Annotated in this window: 28 protein-coding genes; 14 read left to right on the top strand and 14 right to left on the bottom strand. The window is 68.2% G+C overall.

Going from position 1 to position 24,412, the window contains the following annotated elements:
* Window positions 1-9: 9 nt before the first annotated feature.
* From F5X71_RS20680 to F5X71_RS20710, 7 genes are all read left to right on the top strand, one after another.
* Window positions 10-909: a class I SAM-dependent methyltransferase gene (locus F5X71_RS20680; RefSeq protein ID WP_167463532.1), complete on the top strand. Its 900-nt coding sequence runs from the start codon at window positions 10-12 to the stop codon at window positions 907-909.
* A 45-nt stretch (window positions 910-954) separates the two neighbouring features.
* Complete coding sequence (locus F5X71_RS20685; RefSeq protein ID WP_167463533.1) at window positions 955-1,095, top strand: hypothetical protein; 141 nt, start codon at window positions 955-957, stop codon at window positions 1,093-1,095.
* A gap of 152 nt (window positions 1,096-1,247) precedes the next feature.
* Complete coding sequence (locus F5X71_RS20690; RefSeq protein WP_167463534.1) at window positions 1,248-2,120, top strand: LysR family transcriptional regulator; 873 nt, start codon at window positions 1,248-1,250, stop codon at window positions 2,118-2,120.
* A gap of 107 nt (window positions 2,121-2,227) precedes the next feature.
* Entirely contained in the window at window positions 2,228-2,410 is a 183-nt protein-coding gene (gene dmpI / locus F5X71_RS20695) for a 4-oxalocrotonate tautomerase DmpI (protein ID WP_167463535.1), read from the top strand.
* Between the two features lie 150 nt (window positions 2,411-2,560).
* On the top strand, window positions 2,561-4,861 hold the full coding sequence (locus F5X71_RS20700; RefSeq protein WP_167463536.1) for a GH92 family glycosyl hydrolase: 2,301 nt from the start codon (window positions 2,561-2,563) through the stop codon (window positions 4,859-4,861).
* A 96-nt stretch (window positions 4,862-4,957) separates the two neighbouring features.
* On the top strand, window positions 4,958-6,325 hold the full coding sequence (locus tag F5X71_RS20705; RefSeq protein ID WP_167463537.1) for a M14 family zinc carboxypeptidase: 1,368 nt from the start codon (window positions 4,958-4,960) through the stop codon (window positions 6,323-6,325).
* A gap of 142 nt (window positions 6,326-6,467) precedes the next feature.
* The gene (locus tag F5X71_RS20710) at window positions 6,468-6,914 is read left to right on the top strand and encodes a nuclear transport factor 2 family protein (RefSeq protein ID WP_167463538.1); all 447 of its coding nucleotides are present in this window, start codon (window positions 6,468-6,470) and stop codon (window positions 6,912-6,914) included.
* Here F5X71_RS20710 and F5X71_RS37065 read toward each other — a convergent pair.
* The 6 genes from F5X71_RS37065 to F5X71_RS20735 form a co-directional block, all read right to left on the bottom strand.
* On the bottom strand, window positions 6,911-7,201 hold the full coding sequence (locus tag F5X71_RS37065) for a hypothetical protein (RefSeq protein WP_238815364.1): 291 nt from the start codon (window positions 7,199-7,201) through the stop codon (window positions 6,911-6,913). The genes F5X71_RS20710 and F5X71_RS37065 overlap by 4 nt on opposite strands.
* Entirely contained in the window at window positions 7,201-7,785 is a 585-nt protein-coding gene (locus tag F5X71_RS20715; RefSeq protein ID WP_238815365.1) for a 1-acyl-sn-glycerol-3-phosphate acyltransferase, read from the bottom strand. The genes F5X71_RS37065 and F5X71_RS20715 overlap by 1 nt, the downstream gene beginning before the upstream one ends.
* A 25-nt stretch (window positions 7,786-7,810) precedes the next feature.
* Window positions 7,811-8,512, bottom strand: coding sequence for a hypothetical protein (locus F5X71_RS20720; protein WP_167463539.1), 702 nt, complete (start codon window positions 8,510-8,512; stop codon window positions 7,811-7,813).
* Window positions 8,509-9,159, bottom strand: a complete 651-nt coding sequence (locus tag F5X71_RS20725; RefSeq protein WP_238815366.1) for a hypothetical protein — start codon at window positions 9,157-9,159, stop codon at window positions 8,509-8,511. Before F5X71_RS20725 ends, F5X71_RS20720 begins: the two co-directional genes overlap by 4 nt.
* Window positions 9,160-9,249: 90 nt before the next feature.
* Window positions 9,250-9,441, bottom strand: a complete 192-nt coding sequence (locus tag F5X71_RS20730) for a ferredoxin (RefSeq protein ID WP_167463540.1) — start codon at window positions 9,439-9,441, stop codon at window positions 9,250-9,252.
* Window positions 9,438-10,904 (bottom strand): cytochrome P450, encoded by a 1,467-nt coding sequence (locus F5X71_RS20735; RefSeq protein WP_167463541.1) that lies wholly within the window; start codon window positions 10,902-10,904, stop codon window positions 9,438-9,440. The genes F5X71_RS20730 and F5X71_RS20735 overlap by 4 nt, the downstream gene beginning before the upstream one ends.
* 101 nt (window positions 10,905-11,005) lie before the next feature.
* Between F5X71_RS20735 and F5X71_RS20740 the strand changes: the two genes are divergently transcribed.
* Window positions 11,006-11,674: a TetR/AcrR family transcriptional regulator gene (locus tag F5X71_RS20740; RefSeq protein ID WP_167463542.1), complete on the top strand. Its 669-nt coding sequence runs from the start codon at window positions 11,006-11,008 to the stop codon at window positions 11,672-11,674.
* Between the two features lie 15 nt (window positions 11,675-11,689).
* Here the strand turns inward: F5X71_RS20740 and F5X71_RS20745 are convergent, their stop codons facing one another.
* Together F5X71_RS20745 and F5X71_RS20750 are read right to left on the bottom strand one after the other, a co-directional pair.
* Window positions 11,690-12,610: an alpha/beta fold hydrolase gene (locus F5X71_RS20745; protein ID WP_167463543.1), complete on the bottom strand. Its 921-nt coding sequence runs from the start codon at window positions 12,608-12,610 to the stop codon at window positions 11,690-11,692.
* 97 nt (window positions 12,611-12,707) lie between these two features.
* Window positions 12,708-13,286 (bottom strand): TetR/AcrR family transcriptional regulator, encoded by a 579-nt coding sequence (locus tag F5X71_RS20750; RefSeq protein WP_167463544.1) that lies wholly within the window; start codon window positions 13,284-13,286, stop codon window positions 12,708-12,710.
* Window positions 13,287-13,516: 230 nt separating this feature from the next.
* Here F5X71_RS20750 and F5X71_RS20755 point away from each other — a divergent pair, with 230 nt between their 5' ends.
* Window positions 13,517-14,632 (top strand): hypothetical protein, encoded by a 1,116-nt coding sequence (locus tag F5X71_RS20755; RefSeq protein ID WP_167463545.1) that lies wholly within the window; start codon window positions 13,517-13,519, stop codon window positions 14,630-14,632.
* Window positions 14,633-14,778: 146 nt separating this feature from the next.
* Entirely contained in the window at window positions 14,779-15,441 is a 663-nt protein-coding gene (locus F5X71_RS20760) for a DUF4360 domain-containing protein (protein ID WP_203218195.1), read from the top strand.
* Window positions 15,442-15,522: 81 nt separating this feature from the next.
* On the opposite strand, the gene F5X71_RS20765 is transcribed toward F5X71_RS20760, so the two are convergent.
* Window positions 15,523-15,720, bottom strand: coding sequence for a KGG domain-containing protein (locus tag F5X71_RS20765; protein WP_167463546.1), 198 nt, complete (start codon window positions 15,718-15,720; stop codon window positions 15,523-15,525).
* Between the two features lie 94 nt (window positions 15,721-15,814).
* Window positions 15,815-17,092, bottom strand: a complete 1,278-nt coding sequence (locus F5X71_RS20770; protein WP_167463547.1) for a glycosyltransferase 87 family protein — start codon at window positions 17,090-17,092, stop codon at window positions 15,815-15,817.
* 131 nt (window positions 17,093-17,223) lie between these two features.
* Between F5X71_RS20770 and F5X71_RS20775 the strand changes: the two genes are divergently transcribed.
* Window positions 17,224-17,616: an ankyrin repeat domain-containing protein gene (locus F5X71_RS20775; protein WP_167463548.1), complete on the top strand. Its 393-nt coding sequence runs from the start codon at window positions 17,224-17,226 to the stop codon at window positions 17,614-17,616.
* Window positions 17,617-17,685: 69 nt separating this feature from the next.
* Window positions 17,686-18,102, top strand: a complete 417-nt coding sequence (locus F5X71_RS20780; RefSeq protein WP_275106738.1) for a nitroreductase family deazaflavin-dependent oxidoreductase — start codon at window positions 17,686-17,688, stop codon at window positions 18,100-18,102.
* Here F5X71_RS20780 and F5X71_RS20785 read toward each other — a convergent pair.
* Window positions 18,099-19,472, bottom strand: a complete 1,374-nt coding sequence (locus tag F5X71_RS20785; protein ID WP_167463550.1) for an FAD-dependent oxidoreductase — start codon at window positions 19,470-19,472, stop codon at window positions 18,099-18,101. The genes F5X71_RS20780 and F5X71_RS20785 overlap by 4 nt on opposite strands.
* Window positions 19,473-19,631: 159 nt before the next feature.
* Here F5X71_RS20785 and F5X71_RS20790 point away from each other — a divergent pair, with 159 nt between their 5' ends.
* Together F5X71_RS20790 and F5X71_RS20795 are read left to right on the top strand one after the other, a co-directional pair.
* Window positions 19,632-21,185 (top strand): amino acid permease, encoded by a 1,554-nt coding sequence (locus F5X71_RS20790; protein WP_167463551.1) that lies wholly within the window; start codon window positions 19,632-19,634, stop codon window positions 21,183-21,185.
* Window positions 21,186-21,234: 49 nt separating this feature from the next.
* Window positions 21,235-21,936 (top strand): hypothetical protein, encoded by a 702-nt coding sequence (locus tag F5X71_RS20795; protein ID WP_167463552.1) that lies wholly within the window; start codon window positions 21,235-21,237, stop codon window positions 21,934-21,936.
* 1 nt (window position 21,937) lies between these two features.
* Here F5X71_RS20795 and F5X71_RS20800 read toward each other — a convergent pair whose 3' ends face one another.
* From F5X71_RS20800 to F5X71_RS20810, 3 genes are all read right to left on the bottom strand, one after another.
* Window positions 21,938-22,429 (bottom strand): carboxymuconolactone decarboxylase family protein, encoded by a 492-nt coding sequence (locus tag F5X71_RS20800; RefSeq protein ID WP_167463553.1) that lies wholly within the window; start codon window positions 22,427-22,429, stop codon window positions 21,938-21,940.
* Window positions 22,426-23,505, bottom strand: a complete 1,080-nt coding sequence (locus F5X71_RS20805) for an NAD(P)H-dependent amine dehydrogenase family protein (protein WP_167463554.1) — start codon at window positions 23,503-23,505, stop codon at window positions 22,426-22,428. The genes F5X71_RS20800 and F5X71_RS20805 overlap by 4 nt, the downstream gene beginning before the upstream one ends.
* A 164-nt stretch (window positions 23,506-23,669) precedes the next feature.
* The gene (locus F5X71_RS20810; RefSeq protein ID WP_167463555.1) at window positions 23,670-24,386 is read right to left on the bottom strand and encodes an esterase/lipase family protein; all 717 of its coding nucleotides are present in this window, start codon (window positions 24,384-24,386) and stop codon (window positions 23,670-23,672) included.
* Window positions 24,387-24,412 lie beyond the last annotated feature (26 nt).

The following is a 24,412-nucleotide window of genomic DNA, read 5'->3' on the forward strand; positions in this document are numbered from 1 at the left end:
TTGGCGTTCGTGCGTACCGAGGGAGATACCTGGGACATCACCACCAGCGTCGGGTCCACCGCCTTGTTCGTCGCCGCGGCCCGCGCACTCGCCGGACGTCGGCCCGATCCATTGGCCGTCGACCCGTACGCCGAACTCTTCGTGCGTGCCGCCGGACCTGACTGGGCGGACCTGCTCGACGGGCGCGCGCCGGAGCACCCGCTGACCGGGCCCGGTTTCGGCTCGGTCTTCCTGACCTTCCTGGAAGCCAGGACCAGGTATTTCGACGACTACTTCACCGCGGCGGTCGCGGCGGGCGTGCGGCAGGTCGTCATCCTGGCCGCCGGACTCGATGCCCGCGCTTACCGGCTGCCGTGGCCCGAGGGCACCGTCGTCTACGAACTGGACCAGCCCAGGGTGCTGGAGTTCAAGCGTCAGACGCTGGCCGAGCACGGTGCTCAGCCGCGCGCGCAGCGGCGCGAGGTGCCGGTCGACCTGCGCGAGGATTGGCCGCGAGCATTGCGCGCGAAAGGTTTCGACGCGACCGCGCCGACCGCGTGGCTGGTCGAGGGACTGCTGCCGTATCTGCCCGCCGCCGCGGTGGATCAGCTCTTCGGGCACATCGCGACACTCAGCGCGCCCGGCAGCCGAGTCGCCATCGAGGAACTGGACGTCGTTCCCGAAGCGACCCGCGCCGCGCTCGATCAGCAACCCGAGGGACAACCGAACAGCGGCGCCGACTGGGTGCACCTGATCTACAACGAGCAGCGCCCCGACGCAGCGCGGTGGTTCAGCACGCGCGGCTGGCAGACCGAGAGCCAACCCCTGTTGGAGTACGTGGCCGCGATGGGCCGGGAGATCGACGCTGTCACCGAGGACGGACAGCAGGTGCCTTCGCTGGTTCGCCTGATTACCGCGACCCGACCCTGAATCTCGTCCGCAGGCTCTTGCGCGGCGAGCTGATGGGACGGCCTCGTGTGCGACGACCAGCCCGTCACCGACGTACCGCGCCCGCTGGCACCCGGCGCGGACACCGTGGTGGTCGGCTCGCCGCGCATCCCGCTCGACATGGACCAATCCATCGAGGCCGAGGCCCGCAGCCACGGTGTCACATGAGCGAACTCATCCGCGACTGGCTCTCCGTGGAACGGGCCGCCCTCGCCGACGATCGGCCCATATCCCGCCCCCATGCCCTGCGCCCTCGCCGGTGTCCGCTCCTGATCGAGCTGAGCGGCACCGCAACCTAGGCGGGGTCGTAGGGTCTGGGGGTGGAACTGCGTCAACTTCGGTACTTCGTGACGGTCGCGGAGGAGCTGCATTTCGGGCGGGCGGCACAGCGGCTGCACATCGTGCAGTCGGCGGTGAGCCAGCAGGTACGGCAGTTGGAACGGGAGCTGGGCGTCGAGCTGTTCGATCGGTCGCCGCGCCGGGTAGCGCTGACCGAGGCGGGCGCCCAATTCCTGCCCGGCGCACGCGAGGCGCTGGCGGCAGCCGCCCGCGCGAAAGCCTCGATTACCGGGTTCGTCGCCGGGACGACGCTGCGACTGGGCACCGGCACCGGGCTCGGCGACCACCTCGACCGCGTAGTGGAGCGGTTGGTGCCGCAGATCCGCGTCGAGCCGGTGGCCGCGCCCACCCGTGCCAGGGTCGAGCAGGTGCTCGACGGCAGCCTCGACGCCGCGTTCGTCCGCGGCCCGCTCGAACATCCCGGCCTGCGCCGCATCCCGGTCTGGGACGACCCACTGCTGGTGGCGATCTCGGCGCGACACCCGCTCGCCGCCGCCCCGGAGATCGCGCTGGCCGACCTCGCGCCCTACCCGCTGCGGATCACCGAGCGACGGATCAATCCCCCGCTGGTCGACCTCGTCGTCGGCGCCTGTCACGACGCCGGATTCGAGCCGGTGCCAGGACCGCTCAGCGCCGCGCTCTCGGACACCTTGACGATGATCGGCTCCGACACCAGCTGGACGGTGGTGTACGCGGCGCACGCGCGCCAGCTGCGCAGCACCAGGGTGGTGTTCAGTTCCATTGCCGCACCGGGGCTTTCGTTGGAGACGGCGCTCGTTGTGCGCGCCGCCGACGCACCGCCCGCGGTGGAGATCCTGCGCGCCGCCTGCGAATTCGACGATCACGATCGGTGATCGCAGCGTGCGCGAACTGCCTGTTGGCCGGCCAACGCGCCAGGCAGCAGAGTGATCGGTAGGCCCGCTCGATACCGCGAGCAGGCACCGAGGAAAGGACTCACACCATGCCGACTGTCGTCGTCCAGCAGCTGCCCAAGAGCGACGAGGCCAAGCGCGAGTTGGTCCGCCGGATCACCGAGGCCTTCGTCGACGCCTACAACTCGCCCGCGGAGTCGGTGCACGTCTGGATCGAGGAGTACCCGGCCGACAGCTACGCGGTCGGCGGCAAGTTCATCGCCGACAGGTAGCCCGCCGCGACCGGACCCGCCGCGACCCGGCGGGTCTGTCGCGATGAATGCGCTGATCAGCGGCGTGTCGGTGATCGCGGTGGCGGGCGTGGTGCCAGGATGAGCACGCAGTGGGCAACGTTGTCGCCAAGGCTCGTCGAGGGAGCATGCATGTCGCGTCGCCGTCTGATCTGCCTCGTCGTCCCGCTGCTGCTTCCCCTCGTGCCCGCGAGCGCGCACGCGGAAACGGCGGCCGATTCCAGCGGCTACGTCAATCCCTTCGTCGGCACCCAGGACGGCGGACGCGATTTCGGGCACGGCGGCGGCGCGGGCATGACCTTCCCCGGCGCGGTCGCGCCGTTCGGCATGATGCAGTGGAGCCCGGATACCGTGCGCACCGCGGGCGGCGGCTACAAGTACGAGGACAACCGGCTCTACGGATTCTCGATGACCCACATATCCGGACCGGGATGCACTGGAGCGCAAGACTTTCCGGTGTTGCCGATCAGCGGGACGATCGGCCGGTCACCGGCCGTCGACGGCGCGGGCTATCTGCAGACCTTCGACCACGCGAACGAGCGGGCCGCGCCCGGCTACTACCGCGTCACCACCGATTCCGGGGTGCGCACCGAGCTGACCACCACCACCCGTGCGGGCATCGCCCGATTCACCTTTCCCACCGGCGAACCGGGCACCGTGCTGCTCGACGTCACCGGTTCGGTCAACGGTGTCGAGGACGCCGAGATCAGCCTCGACGGCAACACCGTGTCCGGCTGGGCGCTCACCGGCGGGTTCTGCGGCGCGAAAAGCCGCTACCGCGTGCACTTCCAGGCCGAGTTCGACCGCCCGATCACCGCGTCGGGCACCTGGCGCGACGACGTCGTCTCCCCTGGGGCGCGCACCGTGACGGGTCACGCGCAGACCCGCCGTGCCCGCTCCGGCGAGATCGCCAGCAACGGCCAGGGCATCGGACTGTTCCTGCAATTCGATTCCGGCGAGCCGGTGCAGATGCGCGCCGCCCTCTCCTATGTCAGTGTCGACGGCGCCAGTCGCAACCTCGCCGCCGAGATCGGCGGACAGGATTTCGACACCGTGCGCGCGCGTGCGCACGCGGAATGGCAGCGCAGGCTGGACCAGATCGTGGTGACCGGCGGTGATCCGAATCGGTTGCGCACCTTCTATTCCGCGCTCTATCACGTGTTCTTGCAGCCGTACATCTTCGAGGATGTCGACGGCGACTACACCGGCTTCGACGGTCGCGTCCATCGGGTGCGACCGGGGCATCACCACTACGCCACCTTCTCCGGGTGGGACATCTATCGCAGCGAGGCGCAACTGCTCGCCTGGCTCGCGCCCGATGTCGCCTCCGACATCGCGCAATCCATGTACGACAACGCCCATGTGCTCGGCGACGTCTGGGATCGCTGGTCGCATCAGAACACCGTCACCGGCGTCATGAACGGCGACCCGTACCACTCGATCATCGCCAGCGCCTACGCTTTCGGGGCCCGCGAGTTCGCCGCCGAGGACGCCTTGGCCTCGATGATCGCAGGCGCCGAGCGCATCGGCGAATTGTCCGGCTACACCGAGCGTCCCGGCAACCAGCAGTATCTGCGGCTCGGCTGGGTACCTGGCCAGGTTTCGGACACCCTCGAGTACAACATCGCCGACTTCGGCATCGCCCAATTCGCCGCGCGACTCGGCCATTTCGAGCAGCACGACGTCTTCCTGCGGCGCGCCCACGGCTGGCAGCATCTGTTCAATCCGCTCACCGGCTGGCTGCAGCCACGCTCGGCGGAAGGCTTCTTCGGGCTGCTCTTCGATCCGACGGCCACCGAGGGCTACGTGGAAGGCAATGGCGCACAATATCATTGGATGGTCTTCCACAATGTGCGTGCGCTCTTCACGATGATGGGCGGCCAGGACCGCGCCGCCGCCCGGCTCGACGAATTCTTCCAGCAGCTCAACGCTGGACCCCACGCGCGCCACGCCTATCTGGGCAACGAACCGTCGCTGCAGACGCCGTGGCTCTACGCGTGGGCCGGGCGCGCGCACCGCACCCAGGATGTGGTGCACCGAACCCGCACCGAGCTCTTCGGTCCGGACGCCGACGGGCTGGCAGGCAACGACGACCTCGGCACGATGTCGGCCTGGTACGTCTGGGCCGCGCTCGGTCTGTATCCGGTGATCCCAGGCCGGGCAGAGCTTTTCGTGCACGGGCCCGTGTTCGAATCCGCCGTGGTGCGCCGCTCGACCGGCGCGGAGTTCACCATCACCGCGCCCGAGACCTCCGACACCAACCGCTACATCCAGTCCTTGCGGGTCGACGGCGCGGACACCACGCGCGCGTGGCTGCCGGAGTCGTTCGCGCTCTCCGGCGGGCGCCTCGACTTCATCATGGGCCCGCGCCCCGAACCGCGGTTCGGCGCCACGGACGCCGACGCGCCGCCCTCGTTCGACGTGCCGCGGTAGCCACCGAGCACAGCACAGTAACCACCGGGCGCGGCGCAGGACGCGCCGCAGCGGCCGAACCGACCCGAACGCCCGACATCGATCTCACTATTGACTATGGACACAGACGAAGTGGCGGCCGACGAAGTAGGCAGACTCGTCGGCGCGGTCGCACCGATCGACGCGTTCCCGACGGTAGACGACTTGAACGGCTTCGCCGACGCGCTGGCCCGCACGGCACCCGATCGGGTGCGCGTCACCGAGCTCGGCCGATCACGCGGGGGCAGACCGATCCGGTGCGTGCGGGTCGGTTCCGGAGTCCGGCAGGTGGTTGTGGTCGGCAACCCGCATCCGAACGAGCCGATCGGCATGGCGACGATCCGGCACCTGCTGGGCAGGCTAGCCGACGCGGATGACCGAAGCGTGGGCGCCACTTGGCATTTCGTGCTCTGCCTGGACCCCGACGGCACCAGCCTCAACGAGGCATGGTTCGCCGGGGAGCGCACGCGAACCGCTGTCGCACAACGCTTCTACCGCCCACCGGCGGCCGAACAGCCGGAGTGGTGCTTCCCGACCAGGTGGCAGGGAACGGCGGTGGGCGCGCCGCTGCCCGAGACGCGGGCGCTGATGGATCTGATCGATCGCACCCGCCCCGCGCTGATCGCGTCACTGCACAACGCCGATTTCGGCGGCGGGTTCTTCTATACGACCGGCGGCGATCCCGAGTACTGGTCGGCACTGACGAGCCAACTCGTCGCCGCCGGGGTGCCGATCCACACCGGCGAACCCGACCTGCCCGGCGCGGCGACCTGGCAGCCCGGCGTGTTCGAGCTGCCGCCGTTCCAGCGCATCGCCGAGACGCTGGCCGGTGACGGCGTCGAGCCGCTGGGGATGATGTACGGCGGCGGCATCCGTGACTATGCCGCGCCGTACGGGACCGCCATCCTGGTGTGCGAGCTGCCGCTGTGGGTGGACGCGCGGGTCGCCGACGCGACGCCGAGCCGGTATCGACGCACCGACGTCCTGCGCGCCACCGCGGCCGAGTACGAGGAGATCGCCGACCTGGTGGGCGGGGTGCTCGAACGCCTCACGACGCACTTGGACGGCAGCAGCCCTTTCCAGCGCGCCCTGACCGACACGGTACGCGCCCTGCGCGGGAACGCCGCCGTCAAACGATCGGCCGCCGCTACCCGCCATGCCACCCTCGGCGAGATCTTCGTCGAGAAGTACGTGTGGGCGGGAGTCACCCGGTTGCGGGCGGGCGGCATGCTGCTGCGCCTGCTCGATTCGGGGGCGCATCCGGACAATAGATCGCCGGATGTGGTCGCCGAACGCATGCGCTTCGCGCCGATCTTCGACAAGTGGTGTGCCGACATCGAGGCCAACGCCCCCGGGCGGGCCGTGCCGATCGAGCACCTGGTCGCCATCCAGTCCGCCGCCATCCTCACCGCCGCCGCCCGCCTGCGCGACGAACGCCCGATCTGACCTCGACCGCGCCCGCCCGCAGGTCGGGTCCTCGCCTGCCGCACAATGCCTGACACCACACCCGCGCGCGACCGGGACTTGTCTTGCGCGCGCAACCCTGATGGCATTGCGCCGAACCGTTCGACGCACCTCGGAGGCGAGTATGCTGTCCCTGCAAGAGATTTCCGACCGCATGGAGATCCAGGACCTGATGGTCCGATATTCGCACGCGGTCGACACCGGACAGTGGGACCTGCTCAACGACATCTTCACCGCCGACGCGCACATCGACTACACCGCGATGGGCGGACCCGCGGGCGACGTGGCGGCGACCAAGCAGTTCCTCGCCGCCATGCTGCCCAATTTCCCGGCGTTCCAACACCTGATCAGCAATTCCTCGATCACCGTCGACGGTGACACGGCCACCGGCCGCACCATGTGCCACAACCCCATGCTGGTCGCCGACGGGGACGGTCCACCCAGCCTCATGCTCTGCGGACTGTGGTACCTCGACACCTTCGCCCGGGTCGACGGGCACTGGCGCATCGCACGCCGAGTCGAGGAGAAGAGCTACCTGTTCCTCGCGCAGACGGTGCCGGGCACCGCCTAACCGATGATCGGCAGCCTGCGCTCTGCGCACAGCCGCGTCAGCGCCTCCTGCATCCGGCCGGTGACGAGGTCGTAGGCGGCCTCGACATCGAGCTCGGGACCGAACTCGGCGCGCGGATCGATCGGCGGGAGGAACTGGATCGTGACCTTGCTCGGCAGTGGGATATGCCCGGCCAGGTCGCCGATGTTGAGTCCCCACGGCAGCGCCAACGAGATCGGAAAGACCTTCAGTCGCAGCACCCGATCCAGCCGCAGCAACCGCGCCAGCCGGTCCCCCCGGCTGAGCATCAGCGCGGTCTGCTGCGCCCCGCCATTGACGAAGGGGATGATGGGAACGCCTGCGTCCCAGGCCAATCGGAGGAAGCCGGTCCGGCCGCGAAATCGATCCGGTCTTCCTCCCAGGTCGGTCGATGCACCTCCCAGTCGCCGCCGGGATAGACGAGCACCGCCGCACCGTCGCGCAGCGCCCGGCGCGCGCTGTCCGGGTCCGCGCTGACCGTGCCGAAGCGCCGCAGCAGCGCGCCGAGCACCGGATACGCCATCACCAGGTCGTGGGCGAGTTGAAAGAACGGGCGCTGCGGGCCGAATCGGCGAACGAACGCCAGGGTGGTGACGAGCACCTCCGGCGACACATTGCCCCCGGAGTGGTTGCCGACCAACAGAATCGGCCCCTTGTCCGGGATCAGCTCGAGACCACGGACCTCGGCCCGGAAGTACGTCCGCGCGAACAGCCATGCGGGACCTACGGTGTCGATGATGAACTCGGGATCCCGATCGGCCGGATCGGGCGCCGGCACGCGCGCCTTCACCTGGTGGGCGACCCATTCGGCGAGCCGGTCGATCCGGTCGGTCGGCAGTCCTGGCACCTTCATGGACGTCGCTTCCCGTCGACCAGGTCTAGGACTCGATGCTCAGCAACCGCCGGAAGAAGCCGCGATAACCGCGCAGCGCCTGACGCAGCTCCTCGGTGTCAGCGTCCCGCAAGCCCGAACTGTGCTCTTCCAGCACACGTTTGCGTTCGGCGTACGCGGTGGTCAGCTGGTAGATGACCGAGCCGACGATCCGATCCGCCTGGCTCACCGCCTCGCGTGGGTTGTCGACGAAGGCGCCCTGCACCTCACGCCACTGGGTACGCAGTCGATCAAGGTCGGGGTCGTCGAACAGTACCGCGTCGACGCCATCGAGTGAACTACGCTGCCGCTCCGCCGTATTCACCGTCGATCCGTCCCGCGTCGCCGGCGCCTGCGTAGCCTCGGTCTCGACGGTCGGCGCGGTGGGGTGTTCCGCGTCGGGGCGCGAGTCCGCCGCGGGATCGGCGGCGCTCGCCGCGGCGTGCGGGTCGACATCGGCTGCGGTGAGCGGCTCTGGATGCTGCTCCGCGGCGGGCGTTCTTGCGCCGGAGCCGGTTTCGCCGAGCGAATCGGCATGCCGCGGGCCCGGCACGGCTTCGGCACGGTCCCGGTGCGCGGCCGCTTGCTCGTGCTCGTGCTCGTCCGCGTATGACGCGGATTCGGCTGTCGCCCAATTGCTCTCACGCTCGGACGGCTCTGTGGTGGCAGGCCGCCCGGACTGCACGGTTCGGTCGTATTCGGTGCTCATGACAGTGCCTTCTTTTCGTGCGAGGTCCGCTGGTCGTTGTTCGTCTCGTGCGGTGCGTGCCGTTCGGCGGTGTCTCGACCCACCGGATCGGCCGGAGCGGACTTCTCGTCGTTAGAAGTGCTGTTCAGCAAGTCCTGGAACAGATTCCGGTAGTGCACGATCGCGGTGCGCAGGTCTTCGGTGGACACCGCGGTTCCGCTCGGCCGCGTGGCGATCTCGTGCGCGGCCCGGTAGTGTTCCAGCGGCTCCGCGTGCTCCACCGACAGGTCGGCCACCTGCTGAGCGAAATTCTCGGTGGGATAACCGCGTTCGGCCATCACCGTGGTCAGCAGCCGATCCGCGGCCACCAGGGCCGCCGCCGGATCGTCGATGAACTGCTCCTGCACCTCGACCCAGCGCGCCGTGTACAGCCGCTTCTGCTCCTCGGTCAGGCTGCGCAACTCGAGCTCGGCGTGCCTGCGTTCCCGTTCGGCCAGTTCACGTTCCGCGGCGCGGCGGTCGTCGTGCTCCTGAACCGTCCGGTCGTATTCCGGCCCGAATCGGTTGCGTAGCCGTTGCCTGCGCACCATCGGCCACACCAGCAAGGCGATGACCACCGCGGCGAGGACGACCAGAACGATCACTGTGATCAACACTCCAGACGACACTTGAACCTCCTTGCCGAGCCTGTCGTATCGGACAGGTAATGCCTCGACGCGGCGGTTCCAAACTCTTGATCTCCCCGCGAATGCGCAGGGTCAAGAGGTGATGCGCAGTGCTTCCACCGGGCAGCTGTCCACAACGAGGTGGACGAGGTCGGCGTCCGGCTCATCCGGCTCGGCGCCGAGCGATTCGACGACGCCGTCGGCACCGACTCGGAACAGGTTGGGGGCCACGGCTTCACACATGCCGTGACCGGCACAGCGGGAGCGGTCGGCGACGATCTTCACGACAGCCGCTCCAGTCGGATGGGCAGGCCGTCGGCGGGCATCGGCCCGGTGCCTGCGACGAGCGGCACCGTGTAGCCGGGCCGCAGCGACCACCGGTAACGCAACAGCATCTGGTGCAGCACGGCTTTCACGGTCATGCCGCCGAAGTAGAGACCGATGCACTTGTGCGCGCCGCCGCCGAACGGCGCCCAGGCCAGGCGGTGCGATTTGTCCTCGCGCCGATCGTCGGCGAACCGCTCGGGATCGAAAATATCGGGATCATGCCAATAGGCGTCGGTGCGCATCATCGGATACGCGCCGACCACCACGAGCGTGCCGCGCGGCAGGTAGTGGCCGAGAATGTCGGTGTCCTCGGTTGTTTCCCGCACCTGCTGGGCCACCGGCGCATACAGACGCAGAGACTCCTTGAAGGCGAGATCGAGGCTCGGCAGGCGGTCGAGGTCGGCGTAGTCGAGCGTGGGTTTGCCGAGCGCCATGGACTCGGCCCGCAGCCGGTCCTGCCACTGCGGATGCCGGGCCAGCTCATAGGCCAGCATGGTCGCGGCGATCGTGCTCGTGTCGTGCGCGGCCATCATCACGAAGATCATGTGCTCGATCACCTCGCGGTCGGAGAAGGCGTGCCCCTCTTCGGTTTCCGCGGTGCTGAGCACGCTGAACAGATCCTTGCCCGCACCCGCGCGCTTGGCGGGCAGTTCGCGCCGGAAGTAGTCGGCCAGGACGCGCCTGCCCCGGATCCCGCGCGCCCACACGCCGCCGGGCACGTTGGTCCGCAGCAGCGCGGTCGCGCCGTGCACCGCGTCCTCGAAAGCCCGGCTGAGCACGGCGCTTTCGGGCCCGAGCTCGGCGCCGGCGAAGACCTCGGTGGCCTGCGCGAGCAGAATCTTCTTGATCTCGTCGTAGAGCGCGAAGTGCGCACCGGGCTGCCACGCCGCGATGCCCCTGGTGATCCGCGGTGTCGTCAGATCCAGATAGCCGACCAGCCGCGGCCTGGTGAAGGCCTGCTGCATGATCCGGCGATGGAACAGATGCTCGTCGAAATCTCGCAGCAACAACCCGCCGCGGAAGAACGGGCCGATCACGAACTCCCAGCCACGCTGGGCAGAGAACACCTTGTTCCGGTCGAGCAGCACCACTTCTACCGCCGCGGGACTGAACACGCCGACCGTCCTGCGACCGAGCAGACCCATCCAGCTCACCGGGCCGTAGCGATCGAAACGGTTGCGTGCCAGCCCAATCGGATCACTGAGCGCGTGCAGCGTGTAGCCGACGCCCGGCGCGCCGAAGTCGCCGAGGACCGGCCGCAGGCCACTGCCCGCGGGCGGTAGCGCCAGCGGTTGCGCGGCGGAGGGGTAGTGATCGGCGACGCGGGCACCGAGCGTCTGCGCGTGTTTGGCGAGCCGCGCACGCAGGTGCCGGACATCCCCCGGCACATCGGTAATTCTCTGGGGCACAAGAAGACTCATTGCGGCGGTCCCTTCGCGACGCTGCGATGATCCGACCATACCGGAAACGTCCGTTTCCGTAAACACTTGTTTCCCGACTTCCCCTGTGCGAGGCTCCCCAGGTGACCCGAGCATTCAGCGGCACCTACCGCGGCACCTCCACCGCCGAGCGCCGGGAAGATAGGCGCAGGCGGCTGATCGATGCGGCCCTCGACATCGTCGGCACGCAGGGCGTGTCGGCGCTGACTGTGCGCGGGGTCTGCGAGCAGGCCAAGGTCGGGCCCCGCTTCTTCTACGAGGCGTTTCCCGACCTCGACGTGCTCGCCGCCGAACTGCTGCTCGAGGTCCAGGAGGCCGCGCTCGGCCGGGCACGCGACGCGATCACCGACACGCCAGGCTCGCCCGCCGACAAGATCCGCGCGGGCGTGGCCGCGCTGATCATCGAGGTCACCGACGACCCCCGCCGCGCTCAGATCATCTTCGCGCAGGCCTACAGCAGCGAGGCGCTCATGCGCTCGCGGTTCGCGGGCATGCGCCGGGTCGCCGAGGTCATCATCGAACAGACCAGGCTGGTGCTCGCACTGCCCGCAGGGCAGGACACGGCCGTCGCGGCCACCTCGCAGCTGATCACCGGTGGCGCCGCCGAACTCGTCCTGGTGTGGCTCGACGGCGGCCTCGATGTCGACCGCGACGGGTTGATCGACCTGGTGGCCGACTTCGCCATCGCCATGGTCATGCGGCTACCCGATGTCGCCCAGCGCCTCTACGGCGACTCCCCCGCGTCGCCCTGAACCGGGCTAGGCCGCCTACGGTGCGAAGAAGGCGATCAGCTCACGCACCATCCGCTCGGGCTGCTCCTCGGGGATGTAGTGCCCGCTGCCGCGCACCTCGACCACCCTGATGTCAGTCCCCTTCGCCGGTGACATCTGTTGGCGCAGTGCGGGATAGGATTCCTCGCCCGCCAAGGTCAGGATGGGCACGGTCACCGGCGCGTAGGTGGCGAGGTCGGCGATGTCCTGGCGCATCGTGCGATACCAGCCGTTGCCCGCCCTGATCGCCTCCGGGGAGTCGTAGGCGTTGGCGTAGACGCGCCGCGCCTGTTCCTCGACCGCGGCCTGATCGAGCAGCATGTGCCCGTAGAGCCAGTCGATCACGAGCCGGAAACGTTGTGCCAGTAGCTGTTCGGGCAAACCGTGCAGCTGATTGAACGCGAACCACCACGGATAGGCGCCACGGCCACCGACCAGCGCCGCGACCTGCTCGTCGCGCTCCGGCAGCATCGGAATGGCTTGCCAGGACTCGTCGGGCACCCCCAGATCCGCGGTGACCAGTCGGCGCACCGACGCGGGGAAGTTCGCGGCCAGGTGGTAGCCGACGGCAGCTCCGATGTCATGGCCTGCGACGAACGCGGACCGATGCCCGAGGTGAGCGATCAGCTCGTGAATGTCGCGCGCCATGGTCTTCTTGTCATAGCCGGTCTCCGGTTTGGCCGAGCCGCCCATGCCGCGCAGGTCCACCGCGGTGACCTCGAAGTGAAGTGCCAATTCCGGCAGCACTTTCCGGAACTGCCACCAGGTCTGCGGCCAGCCACCGAGCAGGAGCAACGGCGCACCGCGGCCGCCGGTGACGTAGTGCAGGCGGGTGCCGTTGACCTCGGCGTGCGCACTGGTGAACGCACCGGGCAGCGAGGCGGCGAGTTCGGCGTCGGTGGGGACGGTCGGAGTCACAGATCTACTCTTTTCTTTACCGATCAGTCCAGAAAATGGACCCGAAGAAGCCGCTCGGGCGCGAGTGCCCGAACGGGTGGACGGTGCGAACGAAGGGTCAGCGCAGCATGCGCAGCGCCTGCTCGACAGTGTCGTCGAGGTAGCGCTCCCGGACCGGCGTCTTGCCGATCACCCGAATCCCCTGCAGCAGGGTGACGAGATAGCGCGCCAGCGCGACCGGATCCCGGTCCGCGGCGAGTTCCCCCTGCGCGCGTGCCCGCAGCAACGCACTGGTGAGCACCGTTTCCAAAGTGTCGAGCCCGGCCGTCACCAACCGGCCCGCCGCCTCGTCGCCCGGCAGCTCGACCGCGGTATTGGTCATCAGACAACCCTTTCGGGCCGAGTCGGCGAGCGAGCTCTCCGCATACCAGCGCACCATGGCGTGCACGGCCGCCAACGCCGAACCGGGGACCGAGAGTTGGCCGAGTAACCCAGCCCTGGTGTCCTCGACATAGCGTTCCACCGCTTTGAGATACAGCTCGCGCTTACCACCGAAGGCGCCGTAGATACTGCCGCGACCCAGCTTCAGGTGATCGACCAGATCCTGCATCGAGGTGGCCTCGTAGCCCTGTCGCCAGAACAGCTCCATGGCCGTGCGTAACGCCGCGTCCGGATCGAATTCCTTCGTTCTGCCCACGTCCGTCACGCTACCCCAACTGGACCGATCATTCAAAAATAAGTGAATCCGCTGGTCACACGGCAAACGAATCGTCTACCCTCGGACTCATGAACGCAGGCAGGCGATTTCCTTGCCCCGGGCCGACAGTCGGCCACGGGGGCAGCCGCGTGCGTCGCCGCGCGTAGTTCCTGTGGCCGCCGCCGGTTCGGGGGTTGAACCGAAACCGACCGGCTACCAAGGAATTACCGATGCCCGCCTATCTCACCACCCAGGACCTCACGCGCGCGCTGACCGTGCGCGACCTCAGCGATCCGGCCCAGGGCGCCCACGGCATGCAGCAATTGCTCGACGCGCTCGTCGCGGCGCTCACCGCGGCGGACGGGCCGAGCGTGCGCGTCGTGCGCAACCCGCCGATCGTCGCGGTCGCCGACAACTACGACAAGCTCGGCTACGACCCGACCGACGTCACCCGCGACGCGCGCTACACCCGATATCTCAGCCCGAGCGCCATGCTGCGCAGCCACACCACCGCCGACATCCCGGCCACGCTGCGTAGCTACGCCGAAATAGACACCGCGGTAGACGAATTGATCGTCGTACCGGGACTCGCCTACCGCCGCGATGTCGTGGATCGCATCCACGTCGGCGAACCGCACCAGGTGGATCTGTGGCGCCTGCGCTCCAGCCCGGACACCGGCGAAACCGAGCTGATGGCGACGATCGACCGCGTGGTGACGGCGGTGCTGCCCGGTGCGCCATGGCGCACGACCCCCGCGATCCACCCCTACACCGCACTCGGCCGCCAAGTGGACGTGCGACTCGACGGCGAGTGGCTCGAGCTCGCCGAGTGCGGACTGATCGCCGCGCACATCCTGGCCGGCGCCGGACTCGATCCGAACCGCTGGTCCGGCACCGCACTCGGCCTGGGGTTGGACCGAGCGCTCATGCTACGCAAGGGAATTCCCGATATACGCTACCTGCGATCGACGCACCCGCGCATCGCCGAGCAACTCCAAGACCTGTCGCCGTGGCGGCCGGTTTCGATGCTGCCGCCCATCCGGCGCGACCTGTCGGTGGTGATCGCGGACCGGACCGACGACGAGACCCTGGGCGACACGGTGCGAAAAGTGTTGCGCGACAATCTCGACGACATCGAATCGGTGCTCGTCACGGCGCGCACCCCGTGGGCGGAGCTGCCCGCCGCCGCACGCGAACGCCTCGGCATCCGACCGGGGCAGGCCAACGCGGTGGTGCGACTGACGCTTCGGCCGCTGCACCGCACGCTGACCGACGCGCAGGCCAACGCCATCCGCAACGAGGTCTATCGCGCGATCCATATCGGACCGCGTCTCGAACTCGCTTGAACAATAAAGAACCGTCCGGCCCGATCGCCAAACCCGAACGGAAGCAAACCATTCCACCTCGTCCCCACTTCACTGGGGAGTATCGAGCAGGCGGCACCGACTTAAAGTGAGATTTGTCCGCAACCGGAACATTCCGAGGAATTCCAATGTACAAGAAATTTGCCGTCGTCGGCGCCGCCCTATTTGCGTTCGCTTTGCCGATGTCCGGTTCCCCTGTTTCTGGGCAGCCCGGATCCGACTGGCCGGGCGCCCCACCGGACAAGATCGTCATCGACGTCGTGACCGTCAATGGCACCGGTTGCCCCAAGGATACTGCGGCAGTGGCGGTTTCGCCCGACAACACCGCGTTCACCGTGACCTACAGCGCCTACACCGCCCAGGTCGGCCCAGGCGCTGGCCCGACCGACTTCCGCAAGAATTGCCAGCTCAACCTGAAGGTGCATGTCCCGCAGGGCTTCACCTACGGAATCGCGCAAGCGGATTACCGCGGTTTCGCGAGTTTGGCAAAGGGCGCGACCGCGCTGGAACGGGCTCGCTACTATTTCCAGGGTAATTCGCCCACCGACTTCGTCGATCACACATTCAAGGGACCGTTCAACGACGACTGGCAGAAGACCGATACCACCGAGGTAGGGGCAATCGTCTATCTGCCCTGCGGTGAAACCCGGAACTTCAACATCAATACCCAGTTGCGGGTGGACGCGGGCTCCTCCGATCCGAAGAAAACCAGCTTCATCACGATGGACTCGACGGACGGCGCCATCAACACCACCTACCACTTCGCGTGGAAGCAGTGCCCGAGCTCCTGACGCCCTCTGCCACATGACGCTGGAATCCCGTTGGCGACAACGGGATTCCAGCCATGTCGAAAGGACGGGTCAGGCGCGGGGTCAGCGGTTGCGGTGGCTGTGCGCGCCGCCGAGGCGTTTGGCCTCGGTCGGTTGCGCCGCCGCACCCTTCTTGCCCGCCGCACTGGCCCGCTCGGGGTCGTTGTCGAAGCTGCCGCTGCTCGCCTTGCCGCCCAGGCTGGCGATCTTGCGCTGCTGTGCTGCGTCCATGGCGGCAAAGCCGCGTGGGGCGTCGGCCATGCGTATCTCTCCTTGCCTCGGGTGTTCTTACCGGCGACGGCCGGGGCCGTCTTTCTGCGCCTACCCGAGGCAGCGGCGAGCAAACACCCGTCGCTCAGGATTGATGCTGTGCCACCAGAACCGGCGCGGGCTCGGCCCTGGCCACGACTCTGCGGCCGGACAGGAAGAACAAGGCGACGAGCAGCACGCTGAACCAGACATAGGTGTTGCCGACCACGTGTTGCCAAGCGGTCCATCGGGTTTCCCGATGCTCGCCGTCGGGCAGCCAGTTCTGCGGACCGTACACGAAGACCGCGGTGATGACCGCGATCGTCACCCACCAGCCGATGGCCTGGCGGCGTGGCAGCCGGGTCGCGGCATAGCCGACCGCACCGAACAGGGCGGGCGCGATCCAGACCCAGTGATGCGACCAGGAGATCGGCGAGAGCAACAGGGTGAACACCGCGTTGCACCCCAGCGCCAGCGGCGCGAACTCGGCCGCGCGCCGCATCGCCGCGACCACCAGCACCAGCAGCGCGGCGCCGAGCACCAGCCAGAGCACGGTGAACGCGGGCTCCGGCACCTGCAACCGAGCCAGCACGGCCTGGATCGACTGATTGGTGTGGAACGCGGAGCCGCTCAATCCCGACACGTTGCCGAGTCCGCCGAACCAGTACTTGGTCGACTCGTGCGGCAGCAGCACGAAGCCGAGACCGGTCGCCGCGGCGCCGGTGATCGCCGCCGTCGCCGCCGACCGGTAGTCCCGGCGCACCAGGAAATAGATGACGAACGCGGCCGGGGTCAGCTTGATCGCGGCCGCGATGCCGATCAGCATGCCGCGACGCCAGCGCGGCTTGTGGGCCAGGCAGTCGGCCGCGACCAGCGCCATGAGCAGCAGGTTCACCTGGCCGAAGTCCAGCGTGGCGTGCACCGGTTCCAACAGCAGGGCCAGCGGGGTGGCGCACAGCGTCGCGAGCAGCGCGAGCTTGCGCTGTCCTTGCTCGGGCCAGATCCGACGCGCGACCAGGTACAGCGTCAGACCCAGCGCGGCCACCGAGGACACGAAGAAGGTGAACGCGGCGGCCTGCCAGGGCAGCACCGCGAACGGGCTCAATGCCAGCGCGGCGAACGGCGGATAGATGAACGGCAGTCCCGCGCCGATCGTGGTCTGCGGCAGTTGGCCGTACATGTCCTTGCCGTGGCGCAGCGCGTCCACGCCAAGGCGATAGACCTGCAGGTCGATGAAGCCGCCGGTGATCTTGTGGAACGGCCACACCGGCAGCAGCAGACAGAACACGGAGAACCCGATGGCCAGGACCGGTGCCAGCCACACCACGACCCCGAGTCGACGGTGCTGTGCTTCCGGCTCAACGCGGGTGGTGACACTACTCATCCGCGGCGACTATACCGACCCGTGCGGCCCGGTACACCAGGTGGGAGTGGCTACCGGCGAGTATTCGACCAGGAGCGGCGCGGCGCCGCGCGCGAGCGGCAGCCCGGGCGTGCGGTGGTAGTAATGAGCCCATGGGCGCTGACATGGATCCGGAACTCGTCGAGCTCGCGACCAAAGTGTTCGATTTCGCCCGGCAAGGCGATGCGACGGCGCTGGCGACGTACATAGACGCGGGAGTACCCGCGAACCTCACCAACGAAGCAGGCGACACGTTGCTCATGCTCGCCACCTACCACGGACACCGCGACGCCGTCGCGGCGTTGCTCGACCGCGACGCCGACCCGACCCGGGCCAACGACAAGGGCCAGACCCCACTGGCGGGCGCGGTGTTCAAGGGAGAGACCGAGATCGTGCGGCTGCTGCTCGAATCCGGGGCCGACCCGGACGCGGGCACCCCCTCGGCCCGCGACGCCGCGGTGATGTTCGGCAAGGCGGACCTGATCGAGTTGTTCCGCGACTATTGAGCACGCCGGAATTTCGCGGTGCGTGGCCCTGTTGTCAGGAACCGAACCGACGAACCGGAGGGCGAGAACGTGGCAGAGAAGAGCTTCAACGAGCAGGTCATCGACGAATTCCGCGCGAACGCGGGCAAGGTCGGCGGCATGTTCGAAGGCGCGCACATGGTGCTGATCACCACGACGGGCGCGAAGTCCGGCAGGCAGATCACCAACCCGCTGGTCTACCTGCCCGACGGCGACCGGGTGGTGCTCATCGCCTCCAACGGCGGCGCGGACAAGCACCCGAGCTGGTATTTCAACCTGCGCGCGAATCCCGAGCTGATCGTGGAGATCGGCACCGAGCGCTACCCGGCCAAGGCCGAGGAGGTCACCGGCGCCGAACGCGACGCGCTGTTCGCCAGGATGGTCGAGATCATGCCAGGCTTCGGCGACTACGAGGCGAAGACCTCGCGGCGCATCCCGGTGTTCGCGGTCTACCGCGAGCAGGCCTAGCCGCGGGCGCGCACCGCCCCGACCGCTTTACGCGCCGCCACCAGGACCGGATCCCACACCGGGGAGAACGGCGGCGCGTAGCCGAGGTCGAGGGCGGTCATCTGCTCCACGGTCATCCGGGCGGTGAGCGCGACGGCGGCGATGTCGACACGCTTGCCCGCGCCCTCCCTGCCGACGATCTGCACGCCGAGCAGCCTGCCGGTGTGCCGCTCGGCGAGCATCTTCACCGTCATCGCCGCGGCGTCGGGGTAATAGCCGGCGCGGCTGGTGGATTCGATGGCGACCGTGACGTATTGCAACCCGGCGGCCCGAGCGTCCTTCTCGCGCAACCCCGTTCGGGCCACCTCGAGATCACATACCTTGCTCACCGCGGTACCGACGACACCGGGGAAGGTCGCGTATCCCCCGCCGACGCCCGCGCCGATGATCTGACCGTGCTTGTTGGCGTGGGTGCCCAGTGCGACGTGGCGCTCGCGGCCCGACACCAGGTCGAGCACCTCGACGCAATCGCCGCCCGCCCAGATGTTCTCGTGACCGCGCACCCGCATGGCCAGGTCGGTCAGCAGGCCGCCGTGCGCACCGAGCGGTAGGCCCGCCGCGCGCGCGATCTCGGTGTCGGGGCGCACCCCTATCCCGAGTACGACTACATCGGCCGGGTATTCGGTATTCGCGGCCACCACCGCGCGAGCGCGGCCGTGCTCATCGGCGCGCACCTCGGTCACCTCGGCCTCGCTGACCACCGTGATTCCCATGCCGCTCATGGCTTCTCGCACCAGCGCGCCCATGTCCGGGTCCATGGTCGCCATCGGCTCCGGCCCGCGGTGCAGCATCGTCACCTCGTAGCCGCGCTGGATCAGCGCCTCGGCCATCTCGACGCCGATATAGCCCGCGCCGACCACCACGGCGCGGGTGCCGCTCGTGGACTCGAGGGTATCGATGAGCGCCTGCCCGTCGTCGAGCGTCTGTACGCCGTGCACGCCGGTGGCGTCGATGCCCGGCATCGGCGGGCGGATCGGACGGGCGCCGGTGGCGATCACCAATTTGTCGTAGCCGGTCCAGGATTCGGCACCGGTGTCGAGCGCACGGGCCTTGACCCGGCGGCCCGTGACGTCGAGCTCGATCACCTCGGTGCGCAGCCGCAGATCGATGTCGCGGGCCCGATGCTCTTCGGGCGTGCGGGCGATCAGGTCGTCCCGGTCGCGCACGTCGCCGCCCACCCAGTACGGGATACCGCAGGCGGAGTAGGAGGTGAACCTGCCCCGTTCGAAGACGACGATCTCCAGTTCGTCCGACGGCCGCAGCCTGCGGGCCTGCGACGCCGCCGACATGCCCGCCGCGTCGGCGCCGATGACCACCAGACGTTCACTCATGGGTTTCACGCTACGGCGGTGCACCGCCGGGCCGATGGCAGGGGTCGGCGCGATTTGCCGCGGAATTCCTGGATGGCGTGCGGGCTGACCCACGACTACTTCACACTGATCTTCTGGCAAACGCTGTGTGAGGGCAGCGTTTACACCCTGGAGCAGTGCATGACCGATAACCCGCCGCCACCTTCCGACGACGAACGCCGGCTCGCCGAGCTCGGCTACAAACAGGAATTGGCGCGATCCTGGTCCGGATTCTCGAACTTCGCCATCAGCTTCACCATCGTCTCCATCCTGACCGGCGGATTGGCCAGTTACGGAATAGGTTTGGCCAACGGCGGGCCGATCACCATGGCCTGGGGCTGGCCGCTGGTCTCGATCATGGTGTTGTTCGTCGGCATGGCGATGGCGGAACTGGCCTCGGCCTATCCCACCTCCGGTGGCCTGTACTGGTGGGCGGCTCAGCTCGGCGGGCCGGTCTGGGGCTGGTTCACCGGCTGGTTCAACCTGATCGGCCAGATCGCGGTGACCGCGGCGATCGATTACGGCGCGGCGATATTCACCACCGTGGTGCTGAACGTGATCGGCATCGATATCGGCACCGACCGCACCGCGATTTTCCTGGTCTTCCTGGTGATCCTGGTGCTGCACGCGGTGCTCAACGCGATCGGGCCGCACCTGTCTGCGGTGATCAACAATATCTCCGCGTGGTGGCACGTCGGCGGTGTCGCGATCTTCGTGCTTGTGCTCGCCTTCGGGGCCGAACAGCATCAGAGCGTCGGCTTCGTGTTCACCGAAACGGTGGACAACAGCGCGGTCGGCTTCGGCGGCGTGGCGTTCAGCTTCCTGCTCGGCCTGCTGCACGCTCAATACACCTTCACCGGCTACGACGCCTCCGCGCACATGTCCGAGGAAACCCACGATGCCTCGCGCATGGCGGCCAAGGGCATCATCAACACCATCGTGGTGTCCGCGGTCGCCGGATATCTGCTGATCATGGCGGTGACCTTCGCGATCCCGAACCTGGACGACGCCCTCGATCCGGCGAAGAACAGCGGCTACCCGGTGATCTATATCCTGGAGAACTCGCTCAACTCCTTCTGGTCCGGATTGCTGTTGATCATCGCGGCGATCGCCCAGTTGTTCTGCGGCTACGCCTCGGTCACCTCGGCCTCGCGCATGCTGTTCGCGTTCGCCCGCGACGGCGCGGTCCCGGGTTCGGCGCTGTGGTCGAAGCTCTCGGCCAGAAAAGTGCCGGTGAACGCGGTGCTGTTCATTTCCGTGTTCGCCTTCGTGCTGTTGATTCCCTCGATGCTGGTCCCCGCCGAGAACGCGCCGACCGCGTATGCGGCGGCCACCTCGGTCGCGACCATCGGGCTCTACATCGCCTACGGCATTCCGATCCTGCTCCGCCAATTGCACGGCGCCCGATTCCGCACCGGTCCATGGCAACTCGGCCGCTGGTATCGACCGGTCGGCATCGTCGCGCTGGTCTGGATCGTCGTCATCAGCGTGCTGTTCGTGCTGCCGATGGACGACCGGGGCTATCCGTGGAACGGCGAGTTCACCTGGAACACCGTCAATTACGCGCCGATCGCGTTGGCCGGCGTGGTCGGCGCCATCGGGATCTGGTGGCTCGTCTCGGCCCGTACCTGGTTCACCGGTCCGAAACGCACGGTGGAGGGCGCGCCCGACGACGAGGCGCCCGTCACCGCCTGATCTGTCGGTGCCCGGCGATCTGTCGGTGCCCGGCGCTAAGTTCGTCGGCATGGAAGGGATCGACCTGGAGTTCGGGGCTGCGAACGGTCGGATCGTGTTTCCGGGTAACCCGTGGCCGGCTGGACATGCCATCGAGGAGTTCGCGTGGACCGGGCGGCTCGACCGCGTCGGCAATCTGTGGTTCGACCTGCATCTGCGGTCGGCCGACTATGCGGCGGACGGACTACCCGACGCCCCGGCGGAGGAGGCGCCGGACTGGTCGGCACCGGCGGTGTGGACCAATTACCACCGATGCACCCTGTCGTCCACGTATTGGGGCGAGGACGACGGCACCGGCTTTCTCGCGGCGACGCCGGGCAAACTCTTCCAATTGAAAGCCGCCGCGCCGCAACGCCTCACCGCCGACCCGCTGCCCATCACCGAGCCCGACGACCTCGAGTATCTCGCTTTCAACATCTACCTGCTCGGCCACGATTCGGTGGCCGACCAGCAGGTGCTGTTCACCCGCCGCCCGGACGGCGCCCACGATATCGACTGGCATGGCCGCATCGCGCTGAGCTACGCGGGCGACCACGATTTCCGCCACCGCTTCCAGGTGCGCACGAGCGCGCGGCTCGACTACATCCGCTATCCGAAAGCCCTTACGGCAGAGCAGGCATATCAGCGACTACGGGCGGTGCTGGACGCGCCGGAACTGTTCGAGCCCGGACTGATCGACGGTCAGCCCGCGTGGGTGCCGAAGCGGCGCTGACCTACTGCGTCGCCGTGTGATTCGGCAGCACGCAGGCGGTATCGAGACCGAGCACCCGGTTCAGGCGACCGAAGGCCAGCCAGGAACCGATGCTCATGCTGAGCTCCACCACCTCGGCCTGGCTGTACTCGGCCAACATGCGCACCCAGAACTCGTCGTCGATGCTGTGGTGATCGAGGGCGTAGCGCTCGGCGTATTCGGCGGCGAGCCTGGTGCGTTCGTCGAATGCCTCGGTGGTGCGCCACTCGGTGACCGCCTCGGCGAACTCCGGTTCCACCTTCTCGCCGTCCCGTTCGGTGCGCCAGTCCTGACAGAACAGGCAGCCGTTGATCTGGGCGATGCGCAGCCGGGCGGCCTCGAATTCCCGCAGCCCGAGGGTGCTGTGCGAGTACACCGCCAGCGAGAACTGCGACGCGGCGACCCCGATACCGGGCACCATCTCCCCCCAGACGTAACCGATAGGGTCCTTGCCCTCGGGGATATCGACGATCATGGGTGTTTCCTTCCGAGTTTGCCGACCGCGGGACGCAGTGGGACGTCGAGTGCGTCGTAGAGTCCGGGGTCCGCTGCGGCGAGCCAATCGATCGCGCTCACCAAACGTCCTACGGCCGTGGCATTTCCGCCCGCCGAACGGTTGCCGTCCTCGTCGGTCGCCGCGACGGTGACCTCGATGCGGGGCTGCCCCTCGATGATCACCCGGTGCGCGCCGTCACCGTCGGCCGGAGCGGGCCAGTCCGGCGCGCAGGACGGATGGATGCGCGTGACGTGCTCGACGACGATCCGGGGCGCACCACCGACAATGCCCTGCACCTCGAATCGCACCGCGCCCTGCGTGCCCGCCGCGAACTCGCCCATCGACCGGGTGGTGATCGTGGCGTCCAGCGCCCGGCGATCCAGGGTCTCGCGGATCTCGTCGAGTTCGACGCCGAGTGCGCGGGCCATCAGCCGAATCTGCCCGCCCCACACCATGGTCGGCACGGTCGGCGCGAGCATCGGCGGTTGATAGTCCATCGGCTGGCCCATGCCGACCAGGTAGCGGACCGAGTCCGGCTGGTCGTAGGTGGAGTAGTCGAAGAGCTCCTGACATCGGATCACCTCGACGGTGCTGCCCAGCCCGCTGAGCAGCAACGGCAGCACGTCATTACCCCAGCCCGGGTCGACGCCGGACACGAACAGCGAGCCGCCGCCCGCCGCGATCGCGGCCAGCACCGGCTCGCGCACCTCTGCCGGCGCGTTGCGCGGATCGTAGAGCGCGTATAGCGCGGGCGTGACGACGATCGCGCCCGCGCGCAGCGCACGCACGATATCGGCGAGCGCCGCGTCGGGCCGGATGTCACCGGACGCCGCGTACACCACCGCGCGCGGACTCGCGGCCAGCACCGCGTCGACGTCATCGGTCGCGGCGACACCGATCCGGTGCTCGAGACCACTCAACTCCCCGGCGTCGCGCCCGACCTTGTCTGGATCGTGGACGAGCACACTCGTGAGTTTCAGCGCCGGATGTGCCTCGACGGCCCGAATCGCCGCCCGGCCGACATTGCCGGTGCCCCACACCGCCGTGGAGATCATGCGGCGAGCGTAGCAAGCGCTTGGTCGGTTCACATCGATATCGCGGAGCTGGTAGGCTGTCGTCATCTTCGGAGCAGTCGTGACGTTTCCGCGCTCCACCTCCACTTTTGATGCAGAGCAGAGTTATCTGTAACCGACGGTTACAGATAACTCTGTCGCAGGCTTCAGGACTGTGGCGGGCAGTCGGTGGCGAGCGGTCCGCCGCGCAACGCGGCAGCGATCAGCTGCTGCATCGCCGCGTCGATCGGCTCGTCCGCGTGCGACACCGCACGACCGGGACAGAACGTTTGCACCGCCGCGTTCATCGCGCCGGGCAGCGGCTCACGCTCCTCCCCCGCGTCCGTGCTGAAGAAGTGATAGGCGGGCAAGCCCGGCGGCACCGCCGGTTCGGCATTGAGCAGGGTGAGGAACTCCGATCCCGGCACGAGATCCCGGCACCCCGCCGCCCACGCGCACGCCACAGCCAGTGACGTGCCGTGCTCCGGCGTGCCGTAGTCGATATAGGTGCCGACCTGTTCGCGTCCACCGAGAAACTTGACGTAGTGGCGTTGTGCCAGACCGCCCATCGAATGCCCGACCAGATCCACCCGGGCGGCACCGGTCTCGCGGCGGATCTCGGCGACCCGGTCCGCGACCGCCCGCGCGGAATCCGCGATCGCGGCCGTGCCGGTCGGATCACCCGGCAGCAGCATTGAATACGCGGCGTAGCCACGCGCACCCAGCCAGGCTCGCAATGTCTCCACCTTGGCCTGATCGGCGGCGAAACCGCCGAGGACCAGGACCGGCGCGGCGGGCGGCGCCGTCGCGGCCGCCGGGCGCACGCCGAGCCCCATTGCCACACAACACAACACCACGCCCCACCGGATCACCCGGACCAGCATGCGCACTCCATTCGGTCGGAAAAGCC

This window comes from Nocardia brasiliensis (assembly GCF_011801125.1).
Taxonomy (GTDB): domain Bacteria; phylum Actinomycetota; class Actinomycetes; order Mycobacteriales; family Mycobacteriaceae; genus Nocardia; species Nocardia brasiliensis_C.

Excerpts from the sequence above, each read along its gene's own strand:
- dmpI (WP_167463535.1), top strand. The coding sequence starts at position 2,228 with ATGCCGACTGTCGTCGTCCAGCAGCTGCCCAAGAGCGACGAGGCCAAG.
- F5X71_RS20700 (WP_167463536.1), top strand. The coding sequence starts at position 2,561 with ATGTCGCGTCGCCGTCTGATCTGCCTCGTCGTCCCGCTGCTGCTTCCC.
- F5X71_RS20705 (WP_167463537.1), top strand. The coding sequence starts at position 4,958 with ATGGACACAGACGAAGTGGCGGCCGACGAAGTAGGCAGACTCGTCGGC.
- F5X71_RS20710 (WP_167463538.1), top strand. The coding sequence starts at position 6,468 with ATGCTGTCCCTGCAAGAGATTTCCGACCGCATGGAGATCCAGGACCTG.
- F5X71_RS37065 (WP_238815364.1), bottom strand. The coding sequence starts at position 7,201 with ATGCTCAGCCGGGGGGACCGGCTGGCGCGGTTGCTGCGGCTGGATCGG.
- F5X71_RS20715 (WP_238815365.1), bottom strand. The coding sequence starts at position 7,785 with ATGAAGGTGCCAGGACTGCCGACCGACCGGATCGACCGGCTCGCCGAA.
- F5X71_RS20720 (WP_167463539.1), bottom strand. The coding sequence starts at position 8,512 with ATGAGCACCGAATACGACCGAACCGTGCAGTCCGGGCGGCCTGCCACC.
- F5X71_RS20735 (WP_167463541.1), bottom strand. The coding sequence starts at position 10,904 with ATGAGTCTTCTTGTGCCCCAGAGAATTACCGATGTGCCGGGGGATGTC.
- F5X71_RS20755 (WP_167463545.1), top strand. The coding sequence starts at position 13,517 with ATGCCCGCCTATCTCACCACCCAGGACCTCACGCGCGCGCTGACCGTG.
- F5X71_RS20760 (WP_203218195.1), top strand. The coding sequence starts at position 14,779 with ATGTACAAGAAATTTGCCGTCGTCGGCGCCGCCCTATTTGCGTTCGCT.
- F5X71_RS20765 (WP_167463546.1), bottom strand. The coding sequence starts at position 15,720 with ATGGCCGACGCCCCACGCGGCTTTGCCGCCATGGACGCAGCACAGCAG.
- F5X71_RS20770 (WP_167463547.1), bottom strand. The coding sequence starts at position 17,092 with ATGAGTAGTGTCACCACCCGCGTTGAGCCGGAAGCACAGCACCGTCGA.
- F5X71_RS20775 (WP_167463548.1), top strand. The coding sequence starts at position 17,224 with ATGGGCGCTGACATGGATCCGGAACTCGTCGAGCTCGCGACCAAAGTG.
- F5X71_RS20785 (WP_167463550.1), bottom strand. The coding sequence starts at position 19,472 with ATGAGTGAACGTCTGGTGGTCATCGGCGCCGACGCGGCGGGCATGTCG.
- F5X71_RS20790 (WP_167463551.1), top strand. The coding sequence starts at position 19,632 with ATGACCGATAACCCGCCGCCACCTTCCGACGACGAACGCCGGCTCGCC.
- F5X71_RS20795 (WP_167463552.1), top strand. The coding sequence starts at position 21,235 with ATGGAAGGGATCGACCTGGAGTTCGGGGCTGCGAACGGTCGGATCGTG.
- F5X71_RS20800 (WP_167463553.1), bottom strand. The coding sequence starts at position 22,429 with ATGATCGTCGATATCCCCGAGGGCAAGGACCCTATCGGTTACGTCTGG.
- F5X71_RS20805 (WP_167463554.1), bottom strand. The coding sequence starts at position 23,505 with ATGATCTCCACGGCGGTGTGGGGCACCGGCAATGTCGGCCGGGCGGCG.
- F5X71_RS20810 (WP_167463555.1), bottom strand. The coding sequence starts at position 24,386 with ATGCTGGTCCGGGTGATCCGGTGGGGCGTGGTGTTGTGTTGTGTGGCA.